Source organism: Tibeticola sp. (assembly GCF_022759015.1).
GTDB classification, from domain to species: Bacteria; Pseudomonadota; Gammaproteobacteria; order Burkholderiales; family Burkholderiaceae_C; genus Tibeticola; species Tibeticola sediminis.
Map to the genome: position 1 here is coordinate 1 of NZ_JAEMQB010000121.1, position 14271 is coordinate 14271.

At 63.5% G+C, this 14271-nt stretch carries 10 protein-coding genes and 1 tRNA gene; 4 read left to right on the forward strand and 7 right to left on the reverse strand.

Annotation, left to right across the window (positions count from 1 at the left end; translation table 11 throughout):
• Nucleotides 1-5 precede the first annotated feature (5 nt).
• From truB to rimP, 5 genes are read right to left on the reverse strand one after another with little or no spacing between them, the layout of a single operon-like run.
• A complete protein-coding gene (truB, locus tag JHC36_RS07650) occupies nucleotides 6-971 on the reverse strand; it encodes a tRNA pseudouridine(55) synthase TruB (RefSeq protein WP_287917877.1) in 966 nt (321 codons plus the stop codon).
• Nucleotides 972-974: 3 nt separating this feature from the next.
• Nucleotides 975-1346 (reverse strand): 30S ribosome-binding factor RbfA, encoded by a 372-nt coding sequence (rbfA, locus tag JHC36_RS07655; RefSeq protein ID WP_287917880.1) that lies wholly within the window; start codon nucleotides 1344-1346, stop codon nucleotides 975-977.
• A 24-nt stretch (nucleotides 1347-1370) separates the two neighbouring features.
• The gene (gene infB, locus JHC36_RS07660; RefSeq protein WP_287917882.1) at nucleotides 1371-4247 is read right to left on the reverse strand and encodes a translation initiation factor IF-2; all 2877 of its coding nucleotides are present in this window, start codon (nucleotides 4245-4247) and stop codon (nucleotides 1371-1373) included.
• Between the two features lie 24 nt (nucleotides 4248-4271).
• Complete coding sequence (gene nusA / locus JHC36_RS07665; protein ID WP_124221938.1) at nucleotides 4272-5756, reverse strand: transcription termination factor NusA; 1485 nt, start codon at nucleotides 5754-5756, stop codon at nucleotides 4272-4274.
• A gap of 32 nt (nucleotides 5757-5788) precedes the next feature.
• Nucleotides 5789-6439 (reverse strand): ribosome maturation factor RimP, encoded by a 651-nt coding sequence (gene rimP, locus JHC36_RS07670; RefSeq protein WP_287917939.1) that lies wholly within the window; start codon nucleotides 6437-6439, stop codon nucleotides 5789-5791.
• Between the two features lie 268 nt (nucleotides 6440-6707).
• Here rimP and fabI point away from each other — a divergent pair, with 268 nt between their 5' ends.
• A complete protein-coding gene (fabI, locus tag JHC36_RS07675) occupies nucleotides 6708-7523 on the forward strand; it encodes an enoyl-ACP reductase FabI (RefSeq protein WP_287917884.1) in 816 nt (271 codons plus the stop codon).
• 103 nt (nucleotides 7524-7626) lie between these two features.
• Here fabI and JHC36_RS07680 read toward each other — a convergent pair whose 3' ends face one another.
• Complete coding sequence (locus JHC36_RS07680; protein ID WP_287917887.1) at nucleotides 7627-9897, reverse strand: arginine/lysine/ornithine decarboxylase; 2271 nt, start codon at nucleotides 9895-9897, stop codon at nucleotides 7627-7629.
• 158 nt (nucleotides 9898-10055) lie between these two features.
• On the opposite strand from JHC36_RS07680, the gene JHC36_RS07685 reads away from it, so the two are divergent.
• From JHC36_RS07685 to JHC36_RS07695, 3 genes are all read left to right on the forward strand, one after another.
• Nucleotides 10056-10511 (forward strand): NfeD family protein, encoded by a 456-nt coding sequence (locus JHC36_RS07685; RefSeq protein WP_287917890.1) that lies wholly within the window; start codon nucleotides 10056-10058, stop codon nucleotides 10509-10511.
• A 19-nt stretch (nucleotides 10512-10530) separates the two neighbouring features.
• Nucleotides 10531-11448: an SPFH domain-containing protein gene (locus tag JHC36_RS07690; protein ID WP_287917893.1), complete on the forward strand. Its 918-nt coding sequence runs from the start codon at nucleotides 10531-10533 to the stop codon at nucleotides 11446-11448.
• A gap of 81 nt (nucleotides 11449-11529) precedes the next feature.
• Nucleotides 11530-11620, forward strand: a tRNA-Ser gene (locus JHC36_RS07695).
• Nucleotides 11621-11660: 40 nt separating this feature from the next.
• Here the strand turns inward: JHC36_RS07695 and cphA are convergent.
• A complete protein-coding gene (gene cphA / locus JHC36_RS07700; RefSeq protein ID WP_287917896.1) occupies nucleotides 11661-14255 on the reverse strand; it encodes a cyanophycin synthetase in 2595 nt (864 codons plus the stop codon).
• Between the last annotated feature and the right edge of the window lie 16 nt (nucleotides 14256-14271).

Here is a 14271-nt window from a genome sequence, read left to right on the forward strand (position 1 = left end):
AGGGCTCAATCGCCCGCAGGCGTTTCCAAAATTTCCAAAATCTGTTCAATTTCGACCGGGCTCAAAAGCCGCCGCGGAATCAGCTCGCCGCCGCGAACCTCACCCGTGCCCAGCAACGCGCGCGGGTGGCTCCCGTAGACCGCCACCAAGGGCGCGTCCGGCCACACCCCCCGCCGACGCATCCCGCTCAGAAAACGCCCCGCATCCTCGCTGGAAAGCACGACCGGGGGACAGCCTGAGAGCAGATCCTCCACCGGCCGAAGCAAGCCCAGCCGCTCGTCTTCCGCGCAGGTCTCGATCTGCTCCAGGGTCAACGCTGCTTCGAGGGTAAATGGGCCCGTGGCCACCCGCCGCAGCGCCGTCAGGTGGGCGCCACAGCCGAGCGCCTCGCCGATGTCCTCGGCCAAGGTACGGATGTAGGTTCCCTTGCTGCATTTGACTCTGATTTCTATAGCATCAAAGCCTTGATTTGCGCCGGCGTCCAGCCATTCAAGCTCAAAAATCGTGACCGGACGTGCCTCGCGCTCGACGGCGACTCCCTCGCGGGCATATTCATACAGCGCCCGCCCATCGTGCTTGAGCGCGCTGTGCATCGGCGGCACCTGCAGAATCGGCCCCGTAAACTGGGCAAGAACGCGGTGGATGTCATCGGCATCGTGCACGATCGGGCGCACGCGAACGACTTCGCCTTCCGCGTCTCCGGTCGTCGTCTGGACCCCAAAGCGCAAGCGCGCGTGATAAGTCTTGTCGGCATCGAGATGAAGCTGGCTGAACTTCGTTGCCGCGCCGAAACACACCGGCAGCACCCCGGAAGCCAGCGGATCCAAGGTGCCGGTATGGCCCGCCTTCTCGGCCCGAAGCAGCCACTTCACCCGCTGCAGCGCATCATTGCTCGACAGGCCCAGCGGCTTGTCGAGCAGCAGCACCCCATGCACCGGGCGCCGCGGCACCCGAGTGCGCGAACGCGGCATGTGTTACCCCTCGTCCTTCGCACGCGAAGCAACGGCCTTGGAAATCAACGCGTTCATGTCGGCCGCGCGCTCCGGTGTGCGGTCGTACACGAAATGCAGCGTGGGCACCGTGTGGATGTGCAGCCGCTTGAAGAGCAAGGAACGCAGATAGCCAGCCGCCGCGTTGAGCCCTTCGGCGCTCGCTTCGGCGTCGCCGGTCAGCACGCTGAAGTACACCTTGGCATGGGCGTAATCGGGCGTCACTTCCACCGATTGGATGGTGACAAAGCCCACCCGCGGATCCTTGACTTCGCGCGGAATCAGCTCGGCCAGATCCCGCTGGATCTGGTCGGCCACGCGATAGCCTCGATTGGGGGTGGTGGACTTCTTTTTCATCTCAAAACCAGCGACAGGCGCCAATCACAGCGTCCGAGCGACTTCCTTGACATCGAAGAACTCGAGCTGGTCGCCTTCCTTGATGTCGTTGTAGTTCTTCAGCTTGATCCCGCACTCGAAGCCCTCGCGAACCTCGCGCACATCGTCCTTGAGGCGCTTGAGCGACTCGATCTCGCCGGTATAGATCACCACGTTGTCGCGCAGCAGGCGGAAGTGGGCATTGCGATGCACCATGCCCGACGTGACCAGACAGCCCGCCACCGTGCCGATCTTCGAGGCCACGAAAACCGTGCGGATCTCTGCCGTCCCGATCACCTCTTCACGACGCTCCGGCGCCAGCATGCCCGACATCGCCACCTTCAAATCGTCGACGGCGTCGTAAATGATGCTGTAGTAACGAATCTCGACGCCGCTGTTTTCGGCGAGCTTGCGGGCGTTGGCATCGGCGCGGGTATTGAAACCAATGATGATCGCCTTCGATGCAATCGCCAGGTTCACGTCCGACTCGCTGATGCCGCCCACACCCGCGTACACGAGCTGAATCTTCACCTCGTCGGTCGAGAGCTTCAACAGAGCCTGGGACAGCGCCTCTTGCGAGCCCTGAACATCCGCCTTGATGATGATCGGAAGCGTCTTGACCTCGCCCGCCGCCATGTTCGCAAACATGTTTTCGAGCTTCGCGGCCTGCTGCTGTGCCAGCTTGGTGTTGCGGAACTTCCCGGCGCGATAGGTGGCGATTTCGCGCGCCCGGCGTTCGTCGGACATGACGATGAACTCGTCGCCTGCCTGCGGCACCTCGGTCAAGCCCTGCACCTCGGCCGGAATCGACGGCCCCGCGGACTTGATCGGCTTGCCATTCTCATCGAGCATGGCACGCACCCGTCCATAGGTCTGCCCAGCCAGAACCACATCCCCGACCTTGAGCGTGCCGGACTGCACCAGCACGGTCGCCAGGGGGCCGCGGCCTTTGTCGAGACGCGCTTCGATCACGAGGCCCTTGGCCATCGCATCGACCGGCGCCTTGAGCTCGAGGACTTCGGCCTGCAACAGCACCTGTTCGAGCAATTCATCGATGCCCTGGCCGGTCTTGGCCGACACGGGTACGAACGGCGAGTCGCCCCCAAACTCTTCGGGCACGACCTCTTCCACGACCAGCTCGTTCTTGACCCGCTCGGGGTTCGCGTCGGGCTTATCGATCTTGTTGATCGCCACCACGATGGGCACGCCGGCCGCTTTCGCGTGCTTGATCGCCTCACGGGTTTGCGGCATGACGCCGTCGTCCGCTGCGACGACCAGAATCACGATGTCGGTCGCCTTTGCCCCGCGAGCCCGCATGGCCGTGAAAGCCTCGTGACCCGGCGTATCCAGGAAGGTGATCACCCCACGCGGCGTCTCGACGTGATACGCGCCAATGTGCTGCGTGATCCCCCCGGCCTCGCCGGCCGCCACTTTGGAGCGGCGGATGTAGTCCAGCAAAGACGTCTTGCCGTGGTCGACGTGCCCCATCACGGTCACCACCGGTGGGCGCGGCAAGGCCTCGGCCTGCTGCTGTGCGCCCTCCTCGTCGATGAATGCTTCCGGGTCATCGAGCGCCGCAACGACCGCCTTGTGGCCCATCTCCTCGACCACGATCATGGCCGTGTCCTGGTCCAGCGGCTGGTTGATGGTGGCCATCTGGCCGAGCTTCATCAACTGCTTGATGACCTCCGACGCCTTCACCGACATCTTGTGCGCCAGCTCGGCGACGGTGATCGTCTCGGGCACATGAACCTCGAGCACCCGTTGCTCGCTGGTCTGCATCGAGGCATTCGAACCATCCTGACGGTCGCGCTCGCCGCGCCGACCGCCGCCCTTGGGGCCGCCGCGCCAACTGCCACGACCGACACCCCCGGAAGTGTCGCCTCGCGTGGGCAAGGCCTTCTTCTTGCCAGGCTCTCCGGCCCAGCTCGACGAAAGCTTGGCCGATTTCACCTCTTTGTTCGCACCACCACCGGCAGGTGCTGCACCCGTACGGGCCGCGGTCGCGCCTGCAGCGGCGGCCGGCTTGTGCAGAGTGCCCTTGAGCCCCGCATCAGCTGCTTTGGCCGCCGGCTTGGTCTCTTCGGGCTTTTTGGCGACCAGAACCTTCTTCGGGGCGTTCATCATGGCCCGAATGGCCTCGGCCTCCGCCAAGGCCTTGGCACGCCGCTCATTGAGCTCGCGCAGGCGCGCCGCTTCCTCTTCGGCGCGGGCCGCCGCTTCGGCTGCGGCCTTGGCCTGAGCCTCGGCGCGCGCCGCCGCCTCCGCCTTGGCGCGGTCTTCCTGTTCACGAACCTGATCGTTGTCCGGTTTCGAGGCCGAGGCGGCTTTCGCCTGGGCTGCCGCTTCGGCAGCCGCTTGCCGAGCCGCCTCGCGTTCGGCCTCGGCGGCGCGCTCACGTGCCTCCTGCTCTTCACGCTGGCGGCGTCGCTCCGCGAGCTCCTCCTCCTGGCGACGCATCAGCTCCGCCTGCTGGCGGGCTTCCTGTTCGCGGCGCGCCAGCTCGGCGTCGTCGGCCTCGGGCGCCACAGCGGAGACGGGCTCTGGCGCGGGGGCGGGCGCAGACGCGGGTGCTGCAAGCTCCTCGTCACGCTTGACGAACGTGCGCTTCTTGCGAACCTCGACCTGGATGGTGCGGGCGCGACCGCTGGCGTCCGCCTGCTTGATTTCGCTGGTGGATCGCTTGGTCAGCGTGATCTTCTTGCGCTCGCCGGCGGTGCCATGGACGGACTGCAGGTAACCCAGCAGCTTGACCTTGTCCGCTTCCGTGAGCGCATCCGAAGCCGATTGTTTGGACACACCGGCCGCACGCAACTGCTCGAGCAGCGTTTCGGTCGATTTCTTGAGTTCAGCAGCGAACTCGGCAACGGTGGTACTGGACATAAGTGTTTCTTGCCTCCTTGACCATTACGCCTGGCCCGCGAACCAGTGTTCGCGCGCCTTCATGATCAATGCCTTGGCTTCGTCTTCCGACTGACCGGTGATCGCCATGAGTTCATCGACCGCCAGGTCGGCGAGCTCATCGCGGGTATGAATGCCATGCGTCGCGAGCTTGGCAATGAGTTCCGGCGTCAGCCCTTCGAGCGTACGCAGATCCTGCGAGACATCTTCGACGCTTTCCTCGCGGGCGATCTCCATCGTCAGCAGCGCATCCTTGGCGCGGGCTCGGAGCTCGTTGACCGTCTCCTCGTCGAAGCTCTCGATCTCGAGCATCTCCTGCAGCGGCACGTACGCGATTTCCTCGAGGCTCGAAAAGCCCTCCTCGATCAGGATGTCGGCAATCTCCTGGTCCACGTCGAGCTTTTCCATGAACAGCTGCCGCAGCGCCGCGGCTTCTTCCGCGTGCTTTTGCGCCGACTCCGCCGCATCCATGATGTTGATCTTCCAACCAGTCAACTCGGAAGCCAACCGCACGTTCTGCCCGCCGCGGCCAATCGCGATCGCCAGGTTTTCCTCATCGACCACCACATCCATCGCATGGCGTTCCTCGTCGACCACGATCGACTGCACGTTGGCCGGTGCCAGCGCACCAATCACGAACTGGGCAGGGTCCTCGCTCCAGAGGACGATGTCGACGCGCTCGCCAGCCAGTTCCTGCGTCACCGCGTTCACCCGCGAACCCCGAACCCCCACGCAGGTGCCGATCGGGTCGATGCGCTTGTCGTGGCTCAACACCGCGATCTTGGCGCGGCTTCCCGGATCACGTGCACACGATTTGATCTCCAGCAGCCCTTGCTCGATCTCGGGCACTTCCTGCCGGAACAGTTCGATCATGAATTCGGGCGCCGTGCGCGACAGCAAAATCGGCGCGCCGCGCAGGCTCAGATCGACCTCCATGATCATCGCGCGCACCCGGTCACCGACGCGGAGATTCTCTTTGGGGATCATTTCGCTGCGCTTGAGCCGGCCTTCCACGCGCCCGGACTCGACGATCGCGTCGCCCTTGTCCATACGCTTGATGACGCCGTTGAAGATCTTTTCGCCGCGGCTCATGAAGTCGTTGAGCAGCATTTCCCGCTCGGCGTCGCGGATCTTCTGAAGAATGACCTGTTTGGCGGCCATCGCCCCGATTCGGCCGATCGGAACCGAGGGGATCGACTCCTCGATGTAGTCACCGACCTCGACACCGGGCACGCGCTCGCGCGCATCCATCAACAACTCTTCGGCGTCGGGATTCTGCAAGCCTGCATCGTCTGGGACGACCAGCCAGCGGCGGAACGTCTCGTATTCGCCCGTGTCGCGGTTGATCGACACCCGAATGTCCACATCGCCCGGATAAAGCTTCTTCGTCGCCTGCGCCAGAGCCGCCTCGACCGCCGCAAAAACGACATCGCGCTCGACGTTCTTCTCGCGCGAGATGGCATCAATCAACATCAACATTTCGCGATTCATGGCATGCCTCTTTCTAGCTCCATCCAGCCGTATCAATCTGAATCATCCGCCGCGAGCGGCCGACGACCATCCAAAACATCACTTTTAGTTGGGGGCAGCTCCGCGGGTTTCGACCCACGCCCCTTGAAATCCACCACCGGAGCGAGTCGGGCCTCGCGAAGCTCGTCAAGCGCAAACTCCAAAGCCTGCAGTGTCACCGGGCGGCGACGCTTGCTGACCTTGGCACCGGGCTTGACCGCGGGCTCGTCACTCCAGACGATGCGCCAACGATCCGGTGCTGCTTCCGGCCCATCGACACGCTCCAGAACGCCCCGAAACTTCTTTCGACCCGCGCCGAGCCCCGCGACGCCAGCGGCTTCTTTGCCGATCGGCGCCTTGAGCACGACATCGACCAGCGAACCCTGGTAGCGTTCAAAATCGCCCTTGCCCCGCAAGGGCCGATCGATCCCCGGAGAGGACACTTCGAGCCGCCGATAATCGACCCCCTCGACCTCGAGCGCGAACTGAAGCTGCCGCGTCACCCGCTCGCAGTCCTCGACCGTGATGAACTGCGGCTCAGCAGCGCCAGGAGCCCATGGCCAGTCGATCGTGATGCGCAACAACCCCCCAGCGGAGCGTTCAATCTCCACAAGCTCGTACCCGAGTCCGGTGACAACCTGCTGGACGACGTTTTGTAAAACCACGGGGCGGTAAGGCGCTGCTCGACTGGAAATGTAGGGAAAAATCAGCTCGACCAAAAAAAACGGGCGGTCAGTACCCGCCCGTATGGTCGTGAGCCGCTGATTATATAGCATCAGCGAGCACCAAGCCTCCCCAGTTTGTCCGCCTCACCGGCGCGCAGCGCCTGAGCCTGCAGTGCCGTGGCCAGCCACATCGCGCCCCAGGCCAGCCGGCAGAGCCCCATGCGACAATTCCGATCGTTTTGCATCACTTCCCTCGGAGACTACGTTCATGAGTGCTTCCCCCGGCTTTCTGGCTGGCAAAAAGCTGCTGATCACCGGCTTGATCTCGAATCGGTCGATCGCCTACGGCATCGCCCGCGCTTGCCACGCGCAAGGCGCGGAACTCGCGTTCAGCTATGTCGGCGAGCGCTTCAAAGACCGCATCACCGAATTCGCCGCCGAATTCGGCTCTCGGCTCGTCTTCGAATGCGACGTCTCGAGCGATGAACAGATCGAAGCGCTGTTCCAGCAACTCGGTGCCGCATGGGGCCGCTTTCATGGTTTCGTGCACAGCATCGGTTTTGCACCCCGCGAAGCCATCTCGGGCGACTTTCTCGATGGCCTGACCCGCGAGAACTACCGCATCGCCCACGAAATCAGCGCCTACAGCTTTCCGGCAATGGCCAAAGCTGCCTTGCCCTACCTCGAATCCAATGCGTCCTTACTGACGATGACCTATCTCGGTTCGGAGCGCACGGTTCCCCACTACAACACGATGGGCCTGGCAAAAGCCTCCCTCGAAGCCTCGGTTCGCTACCTGGCCGAATCCCTGGGCCCGCGAGGCATCCGGGTCAACGGTGTCAGCGCCGGCCCCATCAAAACGCTGGCGGCCAGCGGCATCAAAGACTTCGGCAAGCTGCTGGCCGTTTCGGCCGCTGCTGCGCCCTTGCGTCGCAACGTGACGATCGAAGAGGTCGGCAACGTCGCGGCCTTTCTGCTGAGCGACCTCGCCAGCGGCGTCACCGCTGAGATCACCTATGTCGACGGCGGTTACAACCAGACGGCCGGCGTGTCAAAGGAAATCGTCGACGCACTGAGCCAGTAAGCTTGCTCCGGACCTGACCGATGAATGGCATGGCCGTCCGGGGGTGCCCCATGGATCGGGCACCCTCCAGGACCCTCAGCCATCGAAGGCCAGCCACCCCAGATCAGCGGACACAATCGGCGTAGTACCGACGCACCCCGTCCTTGCCGACCTCTTCCACAAGGCCATGGATATCGGTTTCGAAGCCCGGGCACTGCGTGTTGAATTCCCTTGAAAACTTGAGGTAGTCGACGATCCGCCGGTTGAACACCTCGCCCGGAATCAGCAACGGAATCCCCGGTGGGTAAGGCGTCACCAGCCCCACGGTGATTCGCCCTTCGAGGGCGTCGATCGGCACCCGCTCGGTTTTTCGCCGAGCGATATGGGCATAGGCCTCGGCCGGCGTCATCGCCGGCTGCAGATCGCTCAGATACATCTCGGTCGTCAGCCGAGCAATGTCGTATTTCGCATAGAGTTCGTGGATCTGCTGACACAGATCGCGCAGGCCCATGCGTTCGTATTGCGGGAACTTGTGGCAGAACTCCGGCATGATCCGGCCCATGGGCTGGTTCTTGGCGTAGTCGTCCTTGAACTGCTGCAGTGCGGTCAACATGCTGTTCCATCGGCCCTTCGTGATGCCGATGGTGAACATGATGAAGAAGCTGTAGAGCCCGGTCTTTTCGACCACCACCCCGTGCTCGGCCAAGAACTTCGTCACGATGCTGGCGGGAATGCCGGTTTTCGCAAAGCGGCCATTCAAATCCAGGCCTGGCGTGACGATGGTCGATTTGATCGGGTCCAGCATGTTGAACCCATCGGCGATCTCGCCAAAACCATGCCAGCGGGCGCCCTTGCGGCCCTTGGCATCGCTGCGCAGCACCCAGTCTTGCGCGCGGCCTATCCCCTCCTCGGCGAGCTTGTCCGGGCCCCAGACCTTGAACCACCAGTCCTCGCCATATTCCATGTCGACCTTGCGCATGGCGCGACGGAAATCGAGCGCCTCGGCGATGCTCTCCTCGACCAGTGCCGTTCCACCGGGCGGCTCCATCATGGCGGCGGCAACGTCGCAGCTGGCAATGATGCTGTACTGCGGCGAAGTCGAGGTGTGCATCAGGTACGCTTCGTTGAACAGAGCGCGGTCGAGCTCCACGTTCTCCGAGTTCTGCACCAGCACATGGCTCGCCTGACTGATCCCGGCCAAAAGCTTGTGAACCGACTGAGTGGAATAGACCACGGCGTGCTTGGGGCGGCGCCGCTTCTTTCCCATCGCGTGAAACGTCCCATAAAACGGGTGAAAGGCGGCGTGGGGCAGCCAGGCTTCATCGAAATGCAGGTTGTCGACGTAGCCGTCGAGCAGTTCCTTGATGGTTTCCGTGTTGTAGAGCACGCCGTCGTAGGTGGACTGCGTCACCGTCATGATCCGTGGCCGCACCGTCTCCGCATCCATGTGACGAAGCAAAGGGTTGGCCCGAATCTTCGCTTTGATGGCTTCGGGGGTGAACTCGCTTTGCGGAATCGGGCCGATGATGCCGTAGTGATTGCGCGTCGGCTTTAAAAACACCGGGATGGCCCCGGTCATGATGATCGCGTGCAGAACCGACTTGTGGCAGTTCCGGTCGACCACCACGACATCCCCGGGGGCCACCGCATGGTGCCAGACCATCTTGTTGCTGGTGCTCGTCCCGTTGGTCACGAAGAAGCAGTGATCCGCGTTGAAGATGCGCGCGGCGTTGCGCTCACTTTCACCAATCGCTCCGTCGTGGTCGAGCAACTGGCCCAGTTCCTCGACCGCATTGCACACGTCGGCCCGAAGCATGTTCTCACCGTAAAACTGGTGATACATCTGGCCCAACGGACTTTTGAGGAACGCCACGCCGCCCGAGTGACCCGGGCAATGCCAGGAATACGACCCGTCCTCGGCGTAATCGAGCAAAGCCTTGAAAAACGGCGGTTGCAGCCCTTCCAGATAAGACTTGGCTTCGCGAATGATGTGCCGAGCGACGAACTCCGGTGTGTCCTCGAACATATGGATGAAGCCGTGGAGCTCGCGCAGAATGTCATTTGGGAGATGCCGGCTGGTCTTCGTCTCGCCGTAGATGTAGATCGGCACGTCTGCGTTCTTGCGCCGCACCTCCTGGATGAAGGCGCGAAGACTCAGGACCACCGGGTCGAGGTCCGGGCCCTCCGAAAATTCTTCGTCGTCGATCGAGAGAATGAAGGCGCTGGCGCGGCTTTGCTGCTGGGCAAACTGGCTCAGGTCGCCATAGCTCGTAACCCCGAGCACGTCGAAGCCCTCGTGCTCGATGGCCTGGGCGAGCGCACGAATACTGAGGCCGGACGTGTTCTCCGAACGGTAGTCTTCGTCGATGATGACGATCGGGAAGCGAAACTTCATGGTGGGCTCCGGCCCCGCAGGGCGTGAGAAAAGGAGAGAGCGACGCGCGAGAGCGCGATGAAACAGGCGCGAAGTGTAAGGAATTCGTGCGACCTGCCGTTTGCGTTTACAAGCCAATGCCGCAGAATCCCGACAACTTTTCCAAAAGGGACACATCCATGGCGCAATCGACCGTGTGGTGGCTGATGGCCGGCTCGGCCGTGGTGATGGAACTGCTCACCGGCACTTTCTACCTGCTCATGCTGGCCCTGGGCCTGGCCGCCGGGGCCCTGGCCGCCCACGCTGGGGCAGGCACCACGGGGCAACTGGTCGCTGCCGCGCTCGTGGGCAGCGGCGCCGTGGTCGGCTGGTATCTGCGCGACCGGCGCCATGCGGGCGATCCGTCGCCACGCGGCCTGCGCAGCGTCAACCTCGACATCGGCGAAATCGTCCATATCGACGCCTGGAATCCCGACGGCAGCGCCCAGGTCCGCTACCGCGGGGCCAACTGGACCGCTCAACGACGTGGCGACCTCCCCGCCACTACCGGCCCGCACCGCGTGGTCGAACTCGTCGGCAACCGGTTGCTGGTCGAGCCGGTGGCCTCACCCGCCGCGTCGACAACAGACCATTGACGTCATCGAAAGCCTGGCCATGACTCTTGCCATCGTTCTCTTCGTCATTGCGGTGATCTTCATCTACCGCGCCATTCAGGTCGTGCCGCAGCAGAACGCCTGGGTGGTCGAGCGCCTGGGCAAATACCACCGCACCCTGCCGCCGGGACCGAACTTCATCCTGCCGTTCATCGACAAAGTGGCCTACAAACACAGCCTCAAAGAAATCCCGCTCGACGTGCCCAGCCAGGTCTGCATCACGCGCGACAACACCCAACTCCAGGTCGACGGCATTCTGTACTTCCAGGTCACGGACCCGATGCGCGCGAGCTATGGCTCATCCAACTACATCATGGCGGTGACGCAACTCGCCCAAACCTCCCTGCGCAGCGTCATCGGCAAGCTCGAACTCGACAAGACCTTTGAGGAGCGCGACATGATCAACGCGCAGGTCGTGTCCGCCATCGACGAGGCTGCGCTCAACTGGGGCGTCAAGGTGCTGCGCTACGAGATCAAGGACCTCACCCCGCCGAAGGAAATCTTGCACGCCATGCAGCAACAGATCACGGCCGAGCGTGAGAAGCGAGCCCTGATCGCCGCCTCTGAAGGCCGCCGCCAGGAGCAAATCAACATCGCCACCGGCGAACGCGAAGCCTTCATTGCGCGTTCCGAGGGCGAGAAGCAAGCCGTGATCAACAAAGCCCAGGGCGAGGCCGCCTCCATCAGCGCCGTGGCCGAGGCTACCGCGGGCGCCATCGAGCGCATCGCCGCAGCCATCCGCCAGCCCGGCGGCGAGCAGGCCGTGCAACTCAAGGTGGCCGAGAAAGCCGTCGAGGCCTACAGCCGCGTCGCCGCGGACGCCACGACCACGCTCGTCGTGCCCGGCAACATGAGCGAGGTCTCCACCTTGATCGCCTCGGCCATGAAGATGGTGGAATCCACGCGCACACCGGTCTGAGTCGTGGTGGCTTTTGATTGGGGGCGCCACGGACGCGGCATGACCGAAAAGCGTGTGCACGCTGATACAATACGCCGCTTCGGAGCGGTGGATGAGTGGTTTAAGTCGCACGCCTGGAAAGCGTGTGTGGGTGAATAGCCCACCGCGGGTTCGAATCCCGCCTGCTCCGCCAAAACAGTCAAGCCCGGGCCGCGTCGCGCACCCGGGCTTTTTCATGCCAGCGCAGCGGCCATTTCGACGGCACTGGCGCCTTGACAGCGCTTGCGCAAGTACGCCAGCGCCTCCTCGACCTGGTCGACGAGGATGAGGCACAAGTCACCCATCTGCAAGCCACTCAAGGCGCGATCGATGGCGTTGAATTCGCCTCGGATTTCCTCGACCTGGCGCGTCCGCGGTGCCCCTGCCAGACCCTCGCGCAGCAAGCGAAGGACTTCACCATCGGCTCGCCCCCTCTGGCAGGCGTCTTGATACAGGATGGCTTCGTCGAAAGCCCGTCCGAGGATGCGCGTCTGATCGCGAATGTCTTCGTCGCGTCGATCGCCTGCGCCGGAGATGACGACCACGCGGCGCGTCGCGGGGATGGCTTCCACCGCTTTGACGAGCGCGTTCATGGCATCCGGGTTGTGACCGTAGTCCGCGATCAAGGTGGCACCGTGATAGTCCAGGATGTTGAACCGACCCGGGGCGTTTTCCGTGTCGCTGGTGAAGCTTGCCAATCCCGCCCGTATGTCCTCCCAGTGCAGACCGGCGCCCCAGGCCGCAGCGATGGCTGCCATGGCGTTTTCGATCTGGAACGGAATCGTGCCTTGCCGAGTCAGCGGGACTTGCTTCAAGGGGATGCTCTCCCGCCATGCGCCCTCGGTCGCGACGATGGAACCGTCGTCGACATAAACACAGCGCAGCCCTTGCGCCCGATGTGTGGCCAAAACCGGGTGGTTGCGGTCCAACGAGAAAAAGATGACCGGCGCTGGGCTGGCCGCGGCCATGCGGGCCACATTCGGATCGGTGGCATTGAGCACGGCATAGCCGCCGGGTTCCACATTCTGAACGATCACCCGCTTCAAAACGGCGAGGTCCTCGACGGTACTGATGTAGTTGAGTCCTAGGTGGTCGCCACTGCCGATGTTGGTGACCACGGCGACGCGGCACAGGTCGAAACCCAGCCCCTCGCGTAGAAGCCCGCCTCGCGCCGTCTCGAATACAGCGGCCTCGACATCGGGATGCATCAGCACGTTGCGCGCACTCTTGGGGCCCGAGCAGTCGCCGGAATCGATTTGTCGCCCGTCGACATAAACCCCGTCGGTATTGGTCATACCGACGCACAAGCCGCTGGCTTTGAAAAGGTGCGCGATCAGTCGCGCCGTCGTCGTCTTGCCGTTCGTTCCCGTGACCGCCACGACAGGAATACGGCCGTTTTCCCCCGGCGGGTACAGAAAATCGACGATCGCCTCACCCACCGCGCGACCATGGCCGAACGACGGGGTCAAGTGCATCCGCAGCCCCGGAGCGGCGTTGACCTCGACGATGCCTCCGCCTTGCGCCTCGAGCGGCTTGACCACCGACTCGCACACCACATCGACGCCACAAATATCGAGCCCGACCATCCGCGCCGCGGTGACGGCACGCTCGGCCACCGCCGGGTGCACGTCGTCGGTCACGTCCGTGGCCGTGCCCCCCGTCGAGAGATTGGCGTTGTTGCGCAAGATCACGCGACGCCCTTTTTCGGGGATGGACTCTGGCGTGAGTCCTTGCAAGGCAAGCCGCGCCTTCGCGATTTCATCCAGGCGAATGCGGGTCAGCGAGGTGGCGTGGCCCTCGCCGCGTCGTGGGTCTGCATTGACCTGCTCGACCAATTCGGCGACGGTGTGCTGGCCATCCCCCACGACCTGCGGCGGATCGCGCCGAGCCGCAGCAACCAAGCGATTGCCGACGACCAGGAGCCGGTAGTCGCTGCCGGACAAAAACTTCTCGACCATGACCGTGCCATGCTCCTCGGCGGCGCGGTAGGCGATTTCCAGATGCTCGCGCGTGGTCACGTTGACCGTGACACCCTTGCCTTGATTGCCGTCCTGCGGCTTGACCACCACCGGCAGGCCAATCTTCTGTGCAACCACCCAGGCTTCTTCGAGGCTTTCGACCGGATAGCCCTCGGGAACCGGCACCCCCGCAGCCGACATGAGCCGCTTGCAGAGGTCTTTGTCTTGCGCGATCGACTCGGCCACCGCGCTCGTGGAATCAACTTCCGCGGCCCAAATCCGACGCTGCTTGCAGCCCCAGCCGAACTGCACCAAGGAGCCCGAGGTGAGACGACGGTAGGGAATGCCCCGCGCCACCGCTGCGGCGATGATCGAGCCCGTCGAGGGGCCAGGTCGAATATCCTCGTCCAAGGCCCGAAGCGCCGCGATCCGGCCCTCGAGATCGAAGGCTGCATCGCCCGCGAGGATGGCACGGATCAGATCGACGGCATCGGCGAATGCCTGACGACCGACCGGCTCCTCGGTGTACTCGACCACGACCTGATAGGTCTGCGGCTCGACGGTGGGCGTGGTGCGGCTGAATGTCACCGGACATCCGGCTTCGGTTTGAAACGCGAACGCGGTCAATTCGAGCAGATGCGCGAGTGAGGCCCGACCGACGGGGACACGCAAGGCGCCGATCGCCGGGAATCGCTCCCGCAGCCGGGCTTCGAAGCCCGGCATCCGCTGCAAATCATCTTCATCCTCGGTGCAGCGAACGATCGCCTCGAGCGCCGTGCGCCGGGTCCACAGATTGGGGCCGCGCAGGGCGCGGATACGCGTGATTTCCATGTTTGATGCGCTCCAG